Source organism: Pseudomonas shahriarae (assembly GCF_014268455.2).
Taxonomy (GTDB): Bacteria; Pseudomonadota; Gammaproteobacteria; order Pseudomonadales; family Pseudomonadaceae; genus Aquipseudomonas; species Aquipseudomonas shahriarae.
Map to the genome: position 1 here is coordinate 1,735,497 of NZ_CP077085.1, position 19,237 is coordinate 1,754,733.

The window sequence follows — 19,237 nt, forward strand, 5'->3', positions numbered from 1 at the left end:
ACCCCCTACTTGGAGAGAAACCGCATCCCCTCTTCAAGCCCGCGCAAGGTCAACGGATACATCTGGTCCTCAATCAAATCCCGCACGATATTGGTCGACGAGGTATAGCCCCAGGTGTCTTTCGGGTACGGATTAATCCAGATCAGCTTCTTGTACTTCTCCATGAACCGCTGCATCCACACATACCCCGGCTCTTCGTTCCAGTGCTCCACGCTGCCACCGGCCTGGGTGATTTCGTAGGGGGCCATGGCCGCGTCGCCGATAAAGATCACCTTATAGTCGGCGCCGTACTTGTGCAGCAGGTCCTGGGTCGAGGTGCGCTCGGAAGTGCGGCGCATGTTGTTCTTCCACACCGATTCATAAATGAAGTTGTGGAAGTAGAAGTACTCCAGGTGCTTGAACTCGGTCTTGCAGGCCGAGAACAGCTCTTCGCAAGTCTTGACGTGGGCATCCATCGAACCGCCGATGTCGAACAGCAACAGCAGCTTGACCGTGTTGCGCCGTTCCGGGCGCATCTGGATATTCAGCAGGCCGGCGTCACGGGCGGTGTGGTCGATGGTGCCGTCGATATCCAGCTCTTCGGCTGCACCCTGGCGCGCAAACTTGCGCAGGCGGCGCAGGGCCACCTTGATATTGCGCGTGCCCAGTTCCACCGAGTCATCGAGGTTCTTGTACTCGCGCTGGTCCCAGACCTTGACCGCCTTGCCCTGGCGCTTGCCGGCATCGCCCACGCGAATGCCCTCGGGGTTGAAACCGCCGGAACCGAACGGGCTGGTGCCGCCAGTACCGATCCACTTGTTGCCGCCGGCGTGGCGCTCCTTCTGTTCCTCCAGGCGTTTCTTGAACTCTTCGATCAGCTTGTCCAGGCCGCCCAGGGATTGAATCTGCGCGCGCTCTTCATCGCTCAGCGAACGCTCGAACTCCTTGCGCAACCAGTCTTCGGGAATCAATGCCTGCAAGTGGTCGTCGAGTTTCTCCAGGCCATTGAAGTAGGCGCCGAAAGCCCGGTCGAACTTGTCGAAGTGGCGTTCGTCCTTCACCAGGATCGCCCGGGACAAGTAATAAAACTCGTCCATGTCAGCGAAGGTCACCCGTTGTTTCAGGGCGTTGATCAGGTCCAGCAGCTCACGTACCGAGACCGGCACCTTGGCTGCACGCATTTCATTGAACAGGTTGAGCAGCATGGCAAAAGCCCTTATCGAGTGCCGCGACGGCTCATGAACGCCAGGCGCTCAAGCAGTTGCACATCCTGCTCGTTTTTCACCAGGGCGCCGGCCAGGGGCGGGATGGCCTTGGTTGGATCACGCTCGCGCAGCACCGCCTCGCCGATGTTGTCGGCCATCAGCAGCTTGAGCCAGTCCACCAGCTCGGAGGTGGAGGGCTTTTTCTTCAGGCCGGGGACCTTGCGCACGTCGAAGAACACGTCCAGCGCTTCGCTGACCAGGTCTTTCTTGATGTCGGGGTAATGCACGTCGACGATTTTCTGCAGGGTGGTGCGGTCGGGGAAGGCGATGTAATGGAAGAAGCAGCGACGCAGGAAAGCGTCCGGCAGCTCTTTCTCGTTGTTGGAGGTAATGATGATGATCGGGCGCTTCTTGGCCTTGATGGTCTCGTCGATTTCGTAGACGTAGAACTCCATCTTGTCGAGTTCTTGCAGCAGGTCGTTGGGGAACTCGATATCGGCCTTGTCGATCTCGTCGATCAGCAGGATCACCCGCTCCTCGGACTCGAAAGCCTCCCACAGCTTGCCTTTCTTCAGGTAGTTGCGTACGTCATGGACCTTGTCCACGCCCAGTTGCGAGTCGCGCAGGCGGCTGACCGCATCGTATTCATACAGGCCCTGGTGCGCCTTGGTGGTGGACTTGATGTGCCAGGTGATCAACCGCGCGCCAAACGATTCGGCCAGTTGTTCTGCAAGCATGGTCTTGCCGGTGCCCGGCTCGCCCTTGACCAGCAGCGGACGCTCCAGCGTGATGGCAGCGTTGACAGCCAGTTTCAGGTCATCGGTGGCAACGTAGGCCTGGGTGCCTTCGAACTTCATTTCTCAATCCTCGAACATGACGCCGGTAGTCAGCATGCCTGCGACTATAGCGCGCAGCCCCGGTGACTGTGAACGCAGACGGGTTATTCAGTCTCTGAATGACCAGTCACGCCAGGGTCACTCCGCACTGGGTTTGGGTTGTTCGTAGCGGGCGTTGAACGCCTGGACGAAACCATTGCGCAAAATCTGCAAAAACGCCTGGAACGCGCTGATATCTTGCTGGTGAACGCTGCCGCTGAGTTCCACCCGGGTGGCGAACTGGTTTTTGCTCTGGTTCTTCAGCACGGTTTCGCTGGCACCGACCACGGCTTCCCAGATCGAGCGGAAAATCCCCTTGTCCTGGTTCTCCACGTCCTGTTGCCAGTCAAACACCTCCACATCCCGCAGCAGCGGCTTGATATAGCCGGTCAATTGGGCTTTTTCAGCCTGGGCTTCAATCACCACGTCGCCGGTGCCGGCATTGAAGTCGAACTTGCCGTAGGCCGAGGCGAAGTCGTTCATGCGCTTGAGCTGGATATCACGGGCGCGCAAGCGGAACTCGAAGTCTTCAAAATTGCTCAGCGGGTCGAAGGTCGCGCTGGCTTCCAGCGGCGCATGCCCCAGCAACAGGGCCTTGCCGTCAAAGCGCGCATCGCGCTTGCCTTCGACGTCCACCACGTTGGTCAGGTTGTAGAAGCTGGCATTGACCTGGGTGGCGCCCATATTGACCGGCGGCTTGGAGCTGAAGTTGTGGAAGGCGATCTTGCCGTCGTCGATCCGCACTTCGTTGAGGGTAATGGGCAGCAGCTTGCCCAGTTGGGCGCGCCAATCGGTGCCGCGACCGGTCTGGGACGCCTGTTTGTTGGCGCCGCCGTCGACGAAGTTGAGTTCCGGCTTGACGAATTGCACTTCGGCCACCACCGCGTGGTCGTACCATAAGGAATGCCAACTGACCGACAAGTCGATCACTGGCGCCTTGACGAACGGCACGGGCACCTTGCCATCGACCTTGACGATCTGCAGGCCATTGATCCGGTACGCGCCGCGCCACAGGGCCAGGTCGACATCGGTCACCTGGCCACGGTAGTCGCCCATGTCGGCGAGTTTTTCATTGAGGTAGTTGCGCACCAGGTAGGGCAGGGCGATATCCAGTGCCACCAGCACGACCACCAGCCCGGCGACCGTCCATATCGGCCAACTGTAGCGACGCTTCATAGGTTATTCCTCCCTGTGTATAGGCGATTGACTACACAGGCAGCGGCAACGTTCCTCGACTGGACGCCTTGGAGTACGAGGCATACCCTTGTTGCCTTCCTGAAAACCGCCTAAAGGACCCCGCCATGAGCCGCATTTTTGCAGACAACGCGCACTCCATCGGTAACACGCCCCTGGTTCAGATCAACCGTATCGCGCCCCGTGGCGTGACCATCCTGGCCAAGATCGAAGGGCGTAACCCTGGGTATTCGGTGAAGTGCCGGATCGGCGCGAACATGATCTGGGACGCGGAAAGCAGCGGCAAACTCAAGCCGGGCATGACCATCGTCGAGCCGACCTCAGGCAACACCGGGATTGGCCTGGCCTTTGTCGCCGCGGCCCGTGGCTACAAATTGTTGCTGACCATGCCCGCGTCCATGAGTATCGAACGGCGCAAGGTGCTCAAGGCCCTGGGGGCCGAACTGGTGCTGACCGAGCCGGCCAAGGGCATGAAAGGCGCCATCGAGAAAGCCAGTGAAATCCTTGCCAGCGACCCGGCGACCTATTTCATGCCGGCCCAGTTCGACAACCCGGCCAACCCGGCCATCCACGAAAAAACCACCGGCCCGGAAATCTGGAACGACACCGATGGCGCGGTGGATGTGCTGGTGGCAGGCGTTGGCACGGGCGGGACCCTCACGGGTGTATCGCGCTACATCAAGAACACTGCAGGCAAGCCGATCCTCTCGGTGGCGGTGGAGCCCATCAGCTCGCCGGTGATTACCCAGGCGTTGGCTGGCGAAGAGATCAAGCCCAGCCCCCACAAGATCCAGGGGATTGGCGCGGGTTTTGTGCCGAAGAACCTTGATCTGTCGATGGTGGACCGGGTGGAGCTGGTCAGTGACGATGAATCCAAGGCCATGGCCCTGCGGTTGATGCAGGAGGAAGGCATCCTGTGCGGGATTTCCTGTGGCGCGGCCATGGCGGTGGCGGTGCGTCTGGCCGAAAAACCGGAAATGCAGGGCAAGACCATCGTGGTGATCCTGCCGGACTCCGGTGAGCGCTACCTGTCGAGCATGCTGTTCAGCGATCTGTTCACCGATCAGGAAAACCAGGCCTGACGTTGCAGGTGTCGGTGTACCGAAATCGGGTTGATCCATATCAGCCCGGTTTTATGCCTCATATGCATAATTGATTGCTCGCCGCGGGCCCCTTAAAACGGATTGTTGGATAACGCGGGTTTTTCCTCCGGCCCGGAGTGTTTATCATGGCCGGCTGCTATGTCTGGTTTCCCGCTGCCGGGAGGCTATTTCCAGGAGTTGCTGCATGACCTTTTCTTTGGCCGCCAAGCTGTCGGTGCTGTTGCTGTTTATCGGCAGTACGCTGTACGTGCATTTGCGCGGCAAGGCACGTTTGCCGGTGCTGCGCCAGTTCGTCAACCATTCGGCGTTGTTCGCCCCGTACAACGCTTTGATGTACATCTTTTCGGCGGTGCCGTCCAAGCCCTACCTGGACCGCAGCAAGTTCCCCGAGCTGGATGTGCTCAAGGACAACTGGGAAGTGATTCGCGACGAGGCCATGCACCTGTTCGACGAAGGCTATATCCGCGCCGCCGAGAAGAACAACGATGCCGGTTTTGGCTCGTTCTTCAAGAAAGGCTGGAAGCGCTTCTACCTCAAGTGGTACGACAAACCGCTGCCGTCGGCCGAGCTGCTGTGCCCGAAAACCGTGGCCCTGGTCAGCAGCATCCCCAACGTCAAGGGCGCCATGTTTGCGCTGTTGCCCGGTGGCAGCCACCTCAACCCCCATCGCGATCCGTTCGCCGGCTCCCTGCGCTATCACTTGGGGTTGTCGACACCCAATTCCGACGACTGCCGCATTTTCGTCGATGGCCAGATCTACGCCTGGCGTGATGGCGAAGACGTGATGTTCGACGAAACCTACGTGCACTGGGTAAAGAACGAAACCGAGAAGACCCGGGTGATTCTGTTCTGTGATATCGAGCGACCACTGAGCAACCGGCTGATGACCCGCATCAACCGTTGGGTCAGTGCCCAGCTAGGCCGTGCAACCGCGCCACAGAACCTGGATGACGAGCGTGTGGGCGGGATCAACCAGGCCTACGCCTGGAGCAAGAGCTTCAGCGATCGCTTCAGTGGGGTGGTCAAGCAGTGGAAGCGCAAGCATCCCAAAGCCTATCGCATCATGCGGCCGGTGTTGGCGGCGGTGGTGGTTGTGGCGTTGGTGTATTGGTTATTTGGCTGATGGGTTCAAAAAAACCGCTCGTATGAGCGGTTTTTTTATACGTTCTCCCATGCAGCCTCCACAATTGATCATTAATTGAACATGTTTTCGAAGCTATTGGTTCTCTACCGCTATCACAAGCCTGCCCCGTGAATCGAAGTCAAAGCCCAGGTTTTGATAGAGGGGAGATGCGTCGATGCAGTAGCAAGGCGTAAGGCTTTGGATCGGTAGAGCTGGTATCGCAAGGCGCCGCGTGTTTTTGGCATTGGCGGTCATGAGTCGAAAGTCTCCTTAAGTGGAGTGCGTTGGTTTTTCCCAAGGCTAGAGGTGGTTTCTCAACGTGTCCTTACTGGCCTTTTGGCAAAGCCATTGCAAAGCGTGTCGCCGGCTGGTTATAGTCGGCGCCAGGTGTTTCGCAGCACCTTTCATCCCTTCAAAAAAGATCAGCCCATGCCTGCATCCCCACGCATAGCGGTAGTCGATTCAGCGGTCAACGCTGCGGTCGTGCCGTGCGGGAATCCGCAGCCTGTGCAGATCAGTCATTACCCCCCACCTGTCAGTAGCACGCCGGTGTACGCAGTCGTATCACCGCCGGGCGTTGGCGTTTCGGGCTGATCAGCAAACTGCTGTTCCCCGTTGCCCGCCTGTACCGAACCTACTGAATTTCAGCCTTGGCTGAGTTGGCTTTTTGCCTGACTACAGGTGTTCTTATGTCTGTTATTTCGAAACAATCCGTGGCCGCGGCGGCCTCGACGAGCCTGTTTGTCCTGCTGTGGAGCAGCGGGGCGATTTTCTCCAAGTTGGGCCTGGCCCATGCGTCACCCTTTGCCTTCCTGTTGATTCGCTTTGCCATTGCCCTGGCGGGCCTGGTGCTGCTGGTGCCGATCCTCAAGCTGCAGTTGCCGCGCGCGGGCAAACCGCTGTGGTATGCGGCGGCCACCGGGCTGGTGCTACTGGGGGCCTATCAGATTTTTTATCTGCTGGCCCTGGACCTGAAGGTCACCCCCGGCGTGATGGCGACCATCATGGGTGTGCAACCGATCCTCACCGTGGTGCTGATGGAGCGCCAGCGTTCATGGCGCCGGATGTTCGGCCTGGCGTTGGGCCTGGCGGGCCTGATCATGGTGGTGTACCAGGGCATCGGTCTGGCCGGCATGTCCCTGGCCGGCATGCTGTTTGGTTTGCTGGCGCTGGCGAGCATGACCCTGGGCTCGATCATGCAGAAGCGCATCACCGATAACCCATTGGGCACCTTGCCGGTGCAGTACCTGGCGGGCTTGTTGCTGTGCGCAGTGTTCGTGCCGTTCCAGCCCTTTGCTTTCGAGCACAACAGCGGCTTCTACCTGCCGGTGCTGTGGATGGGGCTGGTGGTGTCTGTGTTGGCGACGCTGCTGCTATACCGCCTGATTGCACGGGGTAACCTGGTGAATGTCACCAGCCTGTTCTACCTGGTGCCGGCAGTCACTGCGGTGATGGACTACCTGATCTTCGGCAATCGGCTGGCAGTGCTGAGCGTGCTGGGGATGGGTTTGATCATCATTGGGTTGGTATTCGTCTTCCGTAAAGCGTGATACCCCTGTGTAGGAGCCGAAAGCCGGCTCCTACACAGCTTTGATCAATTTCCCCGGCCGCAGCACCAGCCACAATGCCCCCGCGATCAACATCCCGCCGTACAGGTGCGCCATGGACAATGGCTCATCCAGCAGCAACGCCCCCCACAACACGCCGAATGGCGGAATCATGAAGGTGACCGTCATCGACTTCACTGGCCCGATGGAGGTCAGCAAACGGAAGTACAAGATGTAGGCGAACGCCGTACACAGCAGTCCCAGGCCCAGCAACGACAACCACACATTCCAGCCGCCCCAGCTGGCCGGCGGATGGCTGATGGCGTTCCAGCCAAACCAGGGTAAGAGAAACAATGTGGCGCCGAGCATGCTGCCCAGTGCTGAAAGACGGCTGTCCAGGCCACCCTGTTGATCCAGCCAGCGGCGCGCCAGGAAGCCGGCGAAGCCGTAGCAGGTGGTGGCCAACAGGCAGGCGAGGGCGCCCATCAGCAGTTCCAGGTCAAATGCCACCGGCCCGGCCCGCGTCAGGATGCCTACGCCGAACAGCCCCAGGCACACCCCGGCGATCTTCGAGGGGGTCAGCCGTTCATGGAAAAACAGCCCGCCAATCAACACCCCCATCAACGGCGTCGTCGCATTGAAAATCGCCGAGTAACCCGCCGGCAAGACCTGGGCCGCCACCGAATACATCGTGGCGGGGATCCCCGAGTTGATCACCCCCAGCAACAGCACGGTCTTGAACTTGCCCTGGAAGTCCCAGCGCACCCGCAGCAGGGCCAGGATCACCAGCAGGCCGGCGGCGGCTATCGAAACGCGGAAAAACGCCGTGGGCAGCGTACCGATTTCCGGTGCGATGATTCGCATGAACAAAAAGCTCGCGCCCCAGATGGCGGCCAGTACCAGCAGGTACAGGGTGTCGACAGGTCTCACGGACAACTCCTTCTTAACCAGGGCGAGAGTGTTGCCCAGGGGCCTGCCTGACACAATCTTTTACGTATCCACTGCACAATAAAGCGCGTCACCCAGCCACTGAGGTGCACGGCCAGGGTTTGAAGCCCCTCTATCCGGGACACAGCTCCCAGCAAAAATTGTACTTCTCCTGGCTGCGGACACTGGCTAATCTCAGGTCTTCCGAATGCCCGCAGAGGTCTCCGACATGCCGCAGCAAACGTCTGCCATCGACACCGCGCAGTCCATCGCCCAGATGATCCTCGATGGCTTCGACGATTACCGCGAACACTTTCGCCAGATCACCGACGGCGCCCGTGAGCGTTTTGAAAAGGCCCAGTGGCAAGAGGCGCAAACGGCCTCGGCGGCGCGGATCAACCTGTATGAAGAGAAGGTCGGCGAAGTCACCACGCGTTTGCGGGCTACCTTCGACGAGGGCGCGCTGCTGGACATCCAGTCCTGGCCCCTGGTCAAGAGTGCCTATATCAGCCTGATCGACCTGCGGTTTGACGATGAGCTGTCCGAGACCTGGTACAACTCGATCTTTTGCGGGCTGTTCAGCCACGACCTGATCAGCGACGGCTGCATGTTCATCCATACCACCCGCCCGAGCCTGCGCCGCGCCCGTGCTGCGCAAACCCGTACCTACAAGCCCCAGGGCCAACTGGCGGGCATGCTCGAGCAGATCTTCAGCGACTACCGCTTTAGCGAGCCCTACGCCGACCTGCCTGCCGACCTGCAGCGCCTGGAAGCACAACTGCGCGAGAACCTGCCGGACTGGGTGTGCAAGGATCCGGACCTCAACGTCGAGCTGTTTTCCTCGGTGCTCTATCGCAACAAGGGCGCGTACCTGGTGGGCCGCCTCTACACCCGCGATGAACAGTGGCCGCTTGTGATTCCGCTGCTGCACCGCGAAGGGCAGGGTATCCGCATCGACGCGCTGATCACCGATGAAGCCGATGTGTCGATCATCTTCTCGTTCACCCGCTCCTATTTCATGGTGGATGTGCCGGTGCCGGCGGAATTCATCGGCTTTCTCAAACGCATCCTGCCGGGCAAGCACATCGCCGAGCTGTACACCTCCATCGGCTTCTACAAACACGGCAAGTCGGAGTTCTACCGGGCGCTGATCAACCACCTGGCCAGCACCGATGACCAGTTCATCATGGCCCCGGGCGTGCGCGGGATGGTCATGAGCGTGTTCACCCTGCCGGGTTTCAACACGGTGTTCAAAATCATCAAGGACCGTTTCTCGCCATCGAAAAACGTCAACCGCGCCACGGTGATCGAGAAGTACCGCCTGGTGAAAAGTGTCGACCGGGTCGGGCGCATGGCCGACACCCAGGAGTTTGCCGACTTCCGTTTCCCCTTGAGCAAATTCGAGCCTGAATGCCTGGCCGAATTGCTGGAAGTGGCTGCCGGCACAGTCGAGGTGGAAGGCGACACGGTACTGATTCGCCACTGCTGGACCGAGCGGCGCATGACTCCGCTCAACCTCTACCTGGAGAACGCCAACGAGGCCCAGGTGCGCGAAGCCCTCGAAGACTACGGCCTGGCCATCAAGCAATTGGCGGCGGCGAATATCTTTCCCGGCGACATGCTGCTGAAAAACTTTGGCGTCACCCGTCATGGTCGCGTGGTGTTCTACGACTACGACGAGATCTGCTTCCTCACCGAAGCCAACTTCCGCCATATCCCGGCACCGCGCACCCCGGAAGATGAAATGGCCTCCGAGCCCTGGTACTCCATCGGCCCGCTGGACGTGTTCCCCGAAGAGTTCCCGCCATTTCTGTTTGCCGATGCCGGGCAACGGCGTTTGTTCGATGAGCTGCACGGCGAGTTGTACAACGCCGACTACTGGAAAGGCCTGCAGGAGGCGATTCGGGCGGGGAAGGTGATTGATGTGTTCCCGTATCGGCGCAAGGGCCTGGATAACGAATAGGGGCTAAACCCTGTGGGAGCTGTCGAGCCCCGGCGAGGCTGCGATAGCGCTGGGCCTGGCAGCATTGATGTTGGCCGTGCCGCCGTCATCGCAGCCTCGCCGGGGCTCGACAGCTCCCACGCGTGATTTACGCGGCCTTTAACGTTGTGTGCGCTTTTCTGCCACAATTGCCGGCCGTGCATAAATAGACGACCTTCAAAGTACCTGATGACTGACCAAGCGCCCGCTATCGACCAACTCCTGAAAAACCTCGATCACGCCATGCTCGCCGACCGCCACCGCTTGCGTCGGCAGTTGCTTGAGCTGCGCAAGAAGCCCGATGAGGAGAAGCTGGCGCAGTGGGTGGCGCGCATGCAGGCGTCCTGTGCCCAGGTCACGGCGCGCGCGGCCAGCGTGCCGCAGGTCCGCTATGACGACAGCCTGCCCATCGCCGCCAAGCGCGACGAGATCAAGGCGGCGTTGCTCAAGCATCAGGTGCTGATCATCGCGGGCGAAACCGGCTCGGGTAAAACCACGCAGTTGCCGAAGATCTGCCTGGAAATCGGTCGCGGCCAGTACGGCTTGATCGGCCATACCCAGCCCCGGCGGATCGCCGCGCGCAGTGTGGCGAGCCGGGTCGCGGAAGAGTTGGCCACACCGCTGGGGGCGCTGGTGGGCTATCAGGTGCGGTTCGAGGACCAGAGCGACGCCAACACCCTGATCAAGCTGATGACTGACGGCATCCTGCTGGCCGAAACCCAGAACGACCGATACCTCGAGCGCTACGACACAATCATCGTCGACGAAGCCCACGAGCGCAGCCTGAACATCGACTTCCTGCTTGGTTACCTGAAGACCCTGCTGCCACGCCGCCCGGACCTGAAAGTCATCATCACCTCGGCGACCATCGACCTGGAGCGTTTTTCCAAGCACTTCGACGATGCGCCGATTGTCGAGGTCTCCGGGCGCACGTTCCCGGTGGAAACCTGGTATCGCCCGCTGACCCTGGAGCAGGACGAGGAAGGCAACCGCGTCGAAGACGACTTGACCGTGGACCAGGCGATCCTTGCCACCCTTGATGAAATCGCCGCCTTTGAACGCAGCGAGCGCAAGAGCCCAGGCGATGTGCTGGTGTTCCTGCCCGGTGAGCGCGAGATCCGCGATGCCGCCGATATGCTGCGCAAGGCCCAGCTCAAGCACACGGAAATCCTGCCGTTGTACGCGCGCCTGTCGCCGGCCGAGCAGCAGCGTATTTTCCAGTCCCATCCGGGGCGGCGCGTGGTGCTGGCAACCAACGTCGCGGAAACCTCGCTGACCGTGCCGGGCATCCGCTATGTGATCGACAGCGGCACCGCACGCATCAGCCGCTACAGCTACCGGGCCAAGGTCCAGCGCCTGCCGATCGAGGCGATTTCCCAGGCCAGCGCCAACCAGCGCAAGGGCCGCTGCGGTCGGGTCGAGCCGGGCATTTGCGTGCGCCTGTTCAGCGAAGAAGATTTTATCGGGCGCCCGGAATTTACCGACCCGGAGATCCTGCGCACTAACCTGGCGGCGGTGATCCTGCAGATGCTGCACCTGCGCCTGGGTGAAATTACCGACTTCCCGTTTATCGAGCCGCCGGATGGCAAGGCCATCAGCGATGGCTTCAACCTGCTGCAGGAACTCTCGGCGGTGGACCGTAACAGCCAGCTGACACCCCTGGGCCGGCAACTGGCGCGCCTGCCGGTGGACCCGCGCATGGGCCGCATGCTGTTGGAAGCGGCCAAGCTCGGCAGTTTGCAGGAAGTGCTGATCGTCGCCAGTGCCATGTCGATCCAGGACCCGCGCGAGCGCCCGCCGGAGCGCCAGCAAGCGGCCGACCAGGCCCACGCGCAATGGAAGGATCCCGATTCGGACTTCGCCGGGCTGGTCAATCTGTGGCGCGGCTTTGAAGAGCAGCGCCAGGAACTGACCGCCAGCCCGCTGCGCAACTGGTGCCGCAAGAACTTCCTCAATTACCTGCGCCTGCGTGAGTGGCGCGACTCCCATCGCCAGTTGAGCCTGATCTGCCGTGATATGCAGTTGACGGTCAACAAGGAACCGGCGGACTTCGCGAAACTGCACAAGGCGGTGCTGTCCGGCCTGTTGAGCCAGATCGGCCAGAAAACCGAAGACGGCGACTACCTCGGCGCCCGCCAGCGGCGCTTCTGGATTCATCCGTCATCGGGCATCGGCAAGAAGCGCCCGCAATGGTTGATGACCGCCGAACTGGTGGAGACCACCAAGCTGTATGCGCGCATGGTGGCCAAGATTGATGCCGACTGGATCGAGCCATTGGCCGGGCACCTGATCAAGAAAAACCACTTCGAACCCCACTGGGAGAAGAAGCGCGGCCAGGTCGTGGCCTTTGAACAGATCACCCTGTTCGGCCTGATTGTGGTGGGGCGCCGGCCCGTGCATTACGGGCCGGTGGACCCCGTGGTGTCCCGCGAGCTGTTTATCCGCGAAGGCCTGGTGCGTGGCGAGATCCAGTCCCGGGCCAAGTGCCTGACTGCCAATCAACAGCTGCTGGAGCAATTGGACGAACTGGAAGCCAAGGCCCGGCGCCGCGATATCCTGGCTGACGAAGAAACCCTGTACGCCTTCTACGACGCGCGCCTGCCGGCAGAGATCCACCAGACGGCGACCTTCGACAGTTGGTACAAGATCACCAGCCAGAAAGACCCGCAACTGCTGATCATGCGCGAAGAAGACGTGCTGGCCCGCGAAGCCAGTGAAGTCACCGCCGCCCATTACCCTGACACCTTGCACCTGGGCGACCTGGCCCTGGCCTTGAGTTATCACTTTGAACCCAACCACCCGCGCGACGGTGTGACCTTGCGCGTGCCCGCACCGCTGTTGCCGGCCTTGCCCGCCGAGCGCCTGGAGTGGCTGGTGCCCGGGCTGATCGAAGCCAAGTGCATTGCCCTGGTGCGCAACCTGCCCAAGGCCCTGCGCAAGAACTTCGTGCCGGTGCCGGACTTCGTCAAGGCCGCGCTGCAACGGATCGAATTTGCCCAGGGCTCGCTGCCCCAGGCGCTGGGGCGTGAGCTGTTGCGCATGACCGGCGCGCGGGTCAGCGACGAAGCCTGGAGCGAAGCCGCGCAGCAGGTGGAAAACCACCTGAAGATGAACCTGGAAGTGGTCGATGCCCAGGGCAAGTTCCTCGGTGAGGGCCGCGACCTGGCAGCGCTGACTGCGCGGTTTGTCGAAGCCAGCCAGGCCGCCCTGGCAGTGCCGCAAACTGCCAAAAGCCAGCAGCCGGTGGAGGCCAAGGTCTTCGCGGCGGTTGCCGAGACTACCCAGCAGAAGATTGCGGGCCTGTCGATGACGGTGTATCCGGCGCTGGTAGAAGAAAACGGCACGGTCAAGGAAGGACGTTTCTCCACGGCCGCCGAAGCCGAGTTCCAGCATCGCCGCGCCTTGCAGCGCTTGTTGATGCAGCAATTGGCCGAGCCGGCAAAATTCCTGCGCGGCAAGCTGCCGGGCCTTACCGAGCTGGGGCTGATGTACCGCGAGCTGGGACGTATCGACGCCCTGGTGGAAGACATTTTGCTGGCCAGCCTCGACACCTGCGTGCTGGAAGGCGAGGCCAGCCTGCCCCGGGATGGCGCGGGCCTGGCAGCCCTGGCCGAGCGCAAGCGTGGTAGCTGGACCGAGCACGCTGAACGCCTGGCGCGCCTGACCCTGGAAGTATTGAAGCTGTGGCATGGCCTGCAAAAACGTTTCAAGGGCAAGATCGACCTGGCCCAGGCCGTGGCACTCAACGATATCAAGCAGCAACTAAGCAACCTGGTGTACCCGGGCTTTGTGCGCGAGACCCCGGCGCAGTGGTTCAAGGAACTGCCGCGCTATCTCAAGGCCATCGAGCTACGCCTGGAAAAACTGCCCAGCCAAGTGCAGAAGGACCGGGTCTGGAGCAGCGAGTTGAGTGGTCTGTGGAGCCAGTACCAGACGCGCCTGAACAAGCACACCCAGGAAGGCAAGCGCGATCCGCAGCTGGCGCTTTACCGCTGGTGGCTGGAGGAATACCGGGTGTCGTTGTTTGCCCAGCAGTTGGGCACCAAGGCACCGATTTCCGATAAGCGCTTGAGCAAACAGTGGAGCCAGGTCGAACCTTGACCTGTAGTGCCGGTGGCGGGTGTGCGCGTGACAGGCGCCAAACCCCCCGGTTTATGGCAAACTTCGCCGCTATAAATGCCGGGATCGTCTAGATTGGCTGTATCAGCCTCGACGCGCCGGGACAAAGCGTTTCCCCGTTTGATGTCCGCGCGGCGGACTAGAGCGACTTACGGTTTGGTACGAAGGTACCAATCCCTTCTGCCTGAACAGATTTAGAGGAACGACCGTGCATAACGTCGTCATCAGCGGCACAGGCCTGTACACCCCGGCCAACAGCATCTCCAACGAAGAGCTGGTGCAGTCTTTCAATGCTTACGTTCAACAGTTCAATGCCGACAACGCCGTGGCCATCGAGCAGGGCGACGTTCAGGCGTTGACCGAATCCAGCGCCGCCTTTATCGAAAAGGCTTCGGGTATCAAGAGCCGTTTTGTCATGGACAAGGACGGCATCCTCGACCCCAAGCGCATGACCCCCCGCCTGCCGGAGCGCTCCAACGACGAGTGGTCGATCCTCTGCCAGATGGCCGTGGGCGCCGCCGAGCAAGCCCTGCAGCGTGCCGGCAAGACCGCCGCCGATATCGACGGGGTGATCGTCGCCTGCTCCAACCTGCAACGCGCCTATCCGGCCATTGCCATCGAAGTCCAGGAAGCCCTGGGCATCCAGGGTTTTGGTTTTGACATGAACGTGGCGTGTTCTTCGGCGACTTTCGGTATCCAGAACGCCTGCAACAGCATCCAGCTGGGCCAGGCCCGTGCGATCCTGATGGTCAACCCGGAGATCTGCACCGGCCACCTGAACTTCCGTGACCGTGACAGCCACTTCATCTTTGGCGACGCGGCGACTGCGGTGATTCTGGAGCGTGCCGACCTGGCGACGTCCGAGCACCAGTTCGACGTGGTGAGCACCAAGTTGCTGACCAAGTTTTCCAACACCATTCGCAACAATTTCGGCTTCCTCAACCGCGCGGCGGAAGAGGGGATTGGTGCACCAGACAAGCTTTTCGTGCAAGAAGGCCGCAAAGTCTTCCGTGATGTCTGCCCGATGGTTGCCGAATTGATCGGCCAGCACCTGACGGAAAACCAGTTGAGCGTTACCGATGTGAAACGCTTCTGGCTGCACCAGGCCAACCTGAGCATGAACCATCTGATCGTCAAGAAGCTGCTGGGCCGTGAAGCCGAGATCGAAGAAGCGCCGGTGATTCTCGATACCTACGCCAACACCAGTTCGGCAGGTTCGGTGATTGCGTTCCACACCTACCAGGACGACCTGCCCAAGGGCGCGCTGGCGGTACTCAGCTCGTTTGGCGCCGGGTATTCGATTGGCAGCGTGATCCTGCGCAAGCGCTAAGAACCAGGCAATTGCGGTCACGTCTTGCACAATGAGGTTTTGAATGGCAGCAGCCGACGACGCGCACCTGCTTGAACGCCTGCTCAAGGGTGAGCAGCAGGCCTACAAGGAGTTGGTCACCACCTACCAGAGTGCGATGCGTGCAGTGGCCTACGCCATCGTTGGCCAGCGCCATGCCGACGAGGTGGTGCAGGACGCCTGGCTCTCGGTGGTGCGCAGCCTTGCCCGGTTTGAGGGGCGTTCCAGCCTCAAGACCTGGCTGCTGACCATCACCGCCAACTCGGCCAAGGGGCGCTACAAGCAGAACCGTCGCGAGGTGTTGCTGGACGACCTGCCGTCGCCCCATGGCACCATCGGCGATGAGCGCTTTGCCGCCGGCGATGAGCATTGGCTGATCGCGCCCTTTGCCTGGCACCAGGACACTCCCGAGGCGCTGCTCACCGAAAACGAGCTGCGTGAGTGTCTGGAGCACACCTTACTGAGCCTTTCCGAGCTGCAAAGCAGCGTGCTGCTGTTGCGCGAGCGCCAGGGGCTGGAGCTGGAGGAGATTTGTAATCTTCTGCAGATCTCGCTCTCCAATGTGCGTGTACTGCTGCACCGGGCGCGGCTTAAAGTCTTCGCTACGGTGGAGCATTTCGAGGAAACCGGCGAATGTTGACCTGCAAAGAACAAGTGGCGCGCTCCAGCGATTTTCTCGATGGGCAACTGACCTTTCGTGAGCGCCTGTTGATGCGCCATCACTTGATGTTTTGTGCCAATTGCCGGCGCTTCATTCGCCAGATGCGCCTGATGCAGGCCACCTTGCGCCTCCTGCCCGAACCGCCGGTGAGCGATGCCGAGGCGTTGGCTGAACGCCTGGCTTCGGAGCGTAAACGCAACTCCTGACCCTAGAGCTGTCTGCGCTTCCCAAGGCCTGCGACGTCATTGTCGTGGGCTTTTTTACGTCGTTGAAAAGCCTTTCGGTGAAAAACATTGCAGGTTTGTAAGTTTTTTTCACCTTTTTTTCACCTGGCATTTCTCGTACTTTTTCTGCTCAAACCCACGCCGGCCGTAGCGTTGCGCTTATTCCCGGTGGTTGTAAGAAAGTTCCCCTGTAATAAAATATTTATCTTGCGGCAACTTGTCTGAAATATCCCCTCGCCAAGATCCCCTCCCAACACCAGCGGGCCAGAACCCGTGTGTTTTCCAACGCAAAAGACCACCAATTAGGGGAATTCTTCGATGATCCGTAAGCACTTCGCCGGTTTCGCGGCCAGCGCCCTGGCCCTGGCCGTTACCGCCCAGGCTTTCGCTGGTACTGTCACTACTGACGGCGCCGATATCGTTGTCAAAACCAAGGGCGGCCTTGAGGTTGCTACCACCGACCAGAACTTCAGCTTCAAGCTGGGTGGTCGCTTGCAAGCCGATTACGGCACATTTGACGGCTTCTACACCAAGAACGGTGACTCGGGCGACGCTGCTTACTTCCGTCGCGCCTTCCTGGAACTGGGTGGCACCGTCTACAAGGATTTCAAATACCAGCTCAACTACGACTTCTCCCACAACTCGGGTAACTCCGACGACGGTTACTTCGACGAAGCGTCCATGTCCTATGTGGGCTTCAAGCCGGTGACCATCCGCGTCGGTCGCTTTGACCCGGATTTCGGTCTGGAAAAAGCCACCAGCTCCAAGTGGATCACCGCCATGGAGCGTAACTCGGCTTACGAGGTTGCAGACTGGGTCAACACCCACGAAAACGGCATGGGCATCCAGGTCAGCGGCACTGCGGCTGATATGTTCTACGGCTCCGCCAGCCTGGCTTCCAAGGACATCAACGACGAAGACGGCAAGGGCGTGAAGCAATTCAACGGCCGTATCGTGTTGGCACCGATGAACAAAGGCGGCAACGTCCTGCACTTCGGCTTGAACCTGGCGGCACGTGACCTGAACGACGCCGCCTTCGACTCGCGGATCCGTCCGCGTCTCGGCGCCCGTGGTGTAGCAACTACCGGTGGTAACGATGCCGGCTCCAACGGCAACCGCGCGACTTTCGGCGGTGGTGTGGGCCTGAACGCCAGCAACCTGACGGCGGTTGGCGCCTACGATACCGACACGGTATTCGGGGGTGAATTTGCCTTCGCCAGCGGTCCATTCTCGGTGCAGGCTGAAGCCCTGAGCCGCAAGATGAAAGCTGACAGCAATGCCTACCAGGACGTGAAAACCAGCGGTTTCTACGGCCAACTGGCCTACACCCTGACCGGCGAATCCCGTGCCTACAAGCTCGACGGCGGCAAGTTCGACGCCATCAAGCCTGAGAACAAGCAGTACGGCGCCTGGGAAGTGTTCTACCGCTACGACAACATCAAGGTTGACGACAAAAACATCGTCGTCAGCAGCGCTACCCGCGAAACCGGCGATGCCAAGGCCAACGTCAACACCCTGGGTGTGAACTGGTACGCCAACGAAGCGGTCAAGCTGTCCCTGAACTACAGCAAGGTCAGCACCGACAAGATCACCAACGCCAATGGCGATGACAGCGGTGATTCCATCGTCGGTCGTGTGCAGTACGTGTTCTAAGCAACGGTCATACCGCTCCAACGCGCTCTTTCTTCATCCGTTAAAGCGCGATCCTCTTTTTTACCCCGCCGATTGGCGGGGTTTTTTTTTGCTGCCCGCGCGGGCGGCGGGTTCTGTCAGAATGGCCTGAATATTGTGAGCGAGCGTTTACCGTCGGGGAATGGCATGCCGTTGAAACGTTTGAATAGCCTGTCCGAAGTATCGCCTGATGAATGGAACGCCTTGGTCCCCGAGGATCAGCCGTTTCTGCGCCATGCCTTCCTCAGTGCGCTGGAAGACAGTGCCAGCCTTGGCCGGCATTCTGGCTGGCAGCCGGAGCACTTGCTGCATTACGAGGGAGAGCGGCTGGTGGCGGCGCTGCCCAGCTACCGCAAATGGCACTCTTATGGCGAATACGTGTTCGACCATGGCTGGGCTGACGCTTGCGCACGCGCGGGCATCGAGTACTACCCCAAACTGCTGACAGCAGTGCCTTTCAGCCCGGTCAGCGGGCCGCGCTTGCTGGTGGCCAATGGTGCGGACGGCCTGGAGTTGCTCCAGAGCCTGCCTGGTTACCTGGAAATCGAAGGCCTTTCCAGTGCCCATATCAACTTCACCGATGCCCTGGCCGATGCCGCCCTGGGCCAGCAACCCGGTTGGCTTGCGCGTCTGGGTTGCCAGTTCCACTGGCAGAACCGCAGTTATCGCGACTTCCAGGACTTCCTCGACGCCCTGAGTTCGCGCAAACGCAAACAGATGCGCAAGGAGCGCGAACAGGTCGCGGGGCAGGGCATCGAGTTCGAGTGGCTGCAAGGCCATGAGCTGAGCGAGGCCCAGTGGGATTTTGTCTACGCCTGCTACGCCAACACCTACGCCGTGCGCCGGCAGTCACCGTACCTGACGCGGGCGTTTTTCAGCCTGCTGGCCGAGCGCATGCCGCAGGCGATACGGGTGGTGCTGGCCAAGCAAGGGGCGCGGCCGGTGGCCATGGCGTTCAGCCTGATCGGAGGCGACAGCCTATATGGCCGCTATTGGGGCTGCCTGGGCGAATTTGACCGGCTGCATTTCGAGACCTGCTTCTATCAAGGCATGGACTACGCGATCGCCAATGGCCTGCAGCGTTTCGACGCCGGGGCCCAGGGCGAGCACAAGTTGATTCGTGGGTTTGAGCCGGTGATTACCCATTCCTGGCACTACTTGCGCCATCCAGGCTTGAAAACCGCTGTGGCGGATTTCCTGGAACGCGAGCGGGTGGGGATTCTGGCGTATGCCGAGGAGGCGCGTTTGGCGTTGCCTTATCGACAGGTGTAGGAGCCAGC

Annotated in this window: 14 protein-coding genes; 10 read left to right on the forward strand and 4 right to left on the reverse strand. The window is 60.5% G+C overall.

What is annotated here, in order from left to right; all coding sequences use genetic code 11:
• Positions 1–5: 5 nt before the first annotated feature.
• The 3 genes from HU773_RS07815 to HU773_RS07825 all read right to left on the reverse strand — a co-directional run bounded on the left by HU773_RS07815 (position 6) and on the right by HU773_RS07825 (position 3,235).
• On the reverse strand, positions 6–1,184 hold the full coding sequence (locus HU773_RS07815; RefSeq protein WP_057441266.1) for a vWA domain-containing protein: 1,179 nt from the start codon (positions 1,182–1,184) through the stop codon (positions 6–8).
• 11 nt (positions 1,185–1,195) lie between these two features.
• Complete coding sequence (locus HU773_RS07820; RefSeq protein WP_029292347.1) at positions 1,196–2,041, reverse strand: AAA family ATPase; 846 nt, start codon at positions 2,039–2,041, stop codon at positions 1,196–1,198.
• Between the two features lie 117 nt (positions 2,042–2,158).
• Positions 2,159–3,235 carry a DUF748 domain-containing protein gene (locus HU773_RS07825; RefSeq protein ID WP_057958818.1) on the reverse strand — a complete coding sequence of 359 codons (1,077 nt, stop codon included), beginning with the start codon at positions 3,233–3,235 and terminating at the stop codon, positions 2,159–2,161.
• 125 nt (positions 3,236–3,360) lie between these two features.
• On the opposite strand from HU773_RS07825, the gene cysK reads away from it, so the two are divergent.
• From cysK to HU773_RS07840, 3 genes are all read left to right on the forward strand, one after another.
• Complete coding sequence (gene cysK, locus HU773_RS07830; RefSeq protein ID WP_057958819.1) at positions 3,361–4,335, forward strand: cysteine synthase A; 975 nt, start codon at positions 3,361–3,363, stop codon at positions 4,333–4,335.
• A 205-nt stretch (positions 4,336–4,540) separates the two neighbouring features.
• Positions 4,541–5,479: an aspartyl/asparaginyl beta-hydroxylase domain-containing protein gene (locus tag HU773_RS07835; RefSeq protein WP_057441260.1), complete on the forward strand. Its 939-nt coding sequence runs from the start codon at positions 4,541–4,543 to the stop codon at positions 5,477–5,479.
• Between the two features lie 689 nt (positions 5,480–6,168).
• The gene (locus HU773_RS07840) at positions 6,169–7,029 is read left to right on the forward strand and encodes a DMT family transporter (protein WP_057958820.1); all 861 of its coding nucleotides are present in this window, start codon (positions 6,169–6,171) and stop codon (positions 7,027–7,029) included.
• Positions 7,030–7,059: 30 nt separating this feature from the next.
• On the opposite strand, the gene HU773_RS07845 is transcribed toward HU773_RS07840, so the two are convergent.
• Positions 7,060–7,956 (reverse strand): DMT family transporter, encoded by an 897-nt coding sequence (locus HU773_RS07845; protein WP_120732165.1) that lies wholly within the window; start codon positions 7,954–7,956, stop codon positions 7,060–7,062.
• Positions 7,957–8,182: 226 nt separating this feature from the next.
• Between HU773_RS07845 and aceK the strand changes: the two genes are divergently transcribed.
• The 7 genes from aceK (at position 8,183) to HU773_RS07880 (ending at position 19,229) form a co-directional block, all read left to right on the forward strand.
• A complete protein-coding gene (gene aceK / locus HU773_RS07850; protein WP_057441325.1) occupies positions 8,183–9,916 on the forward strand; it encodes a bifunctional isocitrate dehydrogenase kinase/phosphatase in 1,734 nt (577 codons plus the stop codon).
• A gap of 207 nt (positions 9,917–10,123) precedes the next feature.
• Positions 10,124–14,035, forward strand: a complete 3,912-nt coding sequence (gene hrpA / locus HU773_RS07855; RefSeq protein ID WP_057958822.1) for an ATP-dependent RNA helicase HrpA — start codon at positions 10,124–10,126, stop codon at positions 14,033–14,035.
• 226 nt (positions 14,036–14,261) lie between these two features.
• The gene (locus tag HU773_RS07860; protein WP_057958823.1) at positions 14,262–15,383 is read left to right on the forward strand and encodes a beta-ketoacyl-ACP synthase III; all 1,122 of its coding nucleotides are present in this window, start codon (positions 14,262–14,264) and stop codon (positions 15,381–15,383) included.
• A 43-nt stretch (positions 15,384–15,426) separates the two neighbouring features.
• The gene (locus HU773_RS07865) at positions 15,427–16,041 is read left to right on the forward strand and encodes an RNA polymerase sigma factor (protein WP_057441254.1); all 615 of its coding nucleotides are present in this window, start codon (positions 15,427–15,429) and stop codon (positions 16,039–16,041) included.
• Positions 16,035–16,268 carry an anti-sigma factor family protein gene (locus HU773_RS07870; protein WP_057441249.1) on the forward strand — a complete coding sequence of 78 codons (234 nt, stop codon included), beginning with the start codon at positions 16,035–16,037 and terminating at the stop codon, positions 16,266–16,268. Before HU773_RS07865 ends, HU773_RS07870 begins: the two co-directional genes overlap by 7 nt.
• A 336-nt stretch (positions 16,269–16,604) precedes the next feature.
• A complete protein-coding gene (locus tag HU773_RS07875; RefSeq protein WP_057441247.1) occupies positions 16,605–17,939 on the forward strand; it encodes an OprO/OprP family phosphate-selective porin in 1,335 nt (444 codons plus the stop codon).
• 165 nt (positions 17,940–18,104) lie between these two features.
• The gene (locus tag HU773_RS07880; RefSeq protein ID WP_186625255.1) at positions 18,105–19,229 is read left to right on the forward strand and encodes a GNAT family N-acetyltransferase; all 1,125 of its coding nucleotides are present in this window, start codon (positions 18,105–18,107) and stop codon (positions 19,227–19,229) included.
• Positions 19,230–19,237 lie beyond the last annotated feature (8 nt).

Bases quoted from the DNA above. Each gene is read 5' to 3' on its own strand.
- HU773_RS07835 (WP_057441260.1), top strand. From the start codon at position 4,541: ATGACCTTTTCTTTGGCCGCCAAGCTGTCGGTGCTGTTGCTGTTTATC.
- aceK (WP_057441325.1), top strand. From the start codon at position 8,183: ATGCCGCAGCAAACGTCTGCCATCGACACCGCGCAGTCCATCGCCCAG.
- HU773_RS07880 (WP_186625255.1), top strand. From the start codon at position 18,105: ATGCCGTTGAAACGTTTGAATAGCCTGTCCGAAGTATCGCCTGATGAA.
- HU773_RS07865 (WP_057441254.1), top strand. From the start codon at position 15,427: ATGGCAGCAGCCGACGACGCGCACCTGCTTGAACGCCTGCTCAAGGGT.
- HU773_RS07875 (WP_057441247.1), top strand. From the start codon at position 16,605: ATGATCCGTAAGCACTTCGCCGGTTTCGCGGCCAGCGCCCTGGCCCTG.
- cysK (WP_057958819.1), top strand. From the start codon at position 3,361: ATGAGCCGCATTTTTGCAGACAACGCGCACTCCATCGGTAACACGCCC.
- hrpA (WP_057958822.1), top strand. From the start codon at position 10,124: ATGACTGACCAAGCGCCCGCTATCGACCAACTCCTGAAAAACCTCGAT.
- HU773_RS07870 (WP_057441249.1), top strand. From the start codon at position 16,035: ATGTTGACCTGCAAAGAACAAGTGGCGCGCTCCAGCGATTTTCTCGAT.
- HU773_RS07840 (WP_057958820.1), top strand. From the start codon at position 6,169: ATGTCTGTTATTTCGAAACAATCCGTGGCCGCGGCGGCCTCGACGAGC.
- HU773_RS07815 (WP_057441266.1), bottom strand. From the start codon at position 1,184: ATGCTGCTCAACCTGTTCAATGAAATGCGTGCAGCCAAGGTGCCGGTC.
- HU773_RS07825 (WP_057958818.1), bottom strand. From the start codon at position 3,235: ATGAAGCGTCGCTACAGTTGGCCGATATGGACGGTCGCCGGGCTGGTG.
- HU773_RS07820 (WP_029292347.1), bottom strand. From the start codon at position 2,041: ATGAAGTTCGAAGGCACCCAGGCCTACGTTGCCACCGATGACCTGAAA.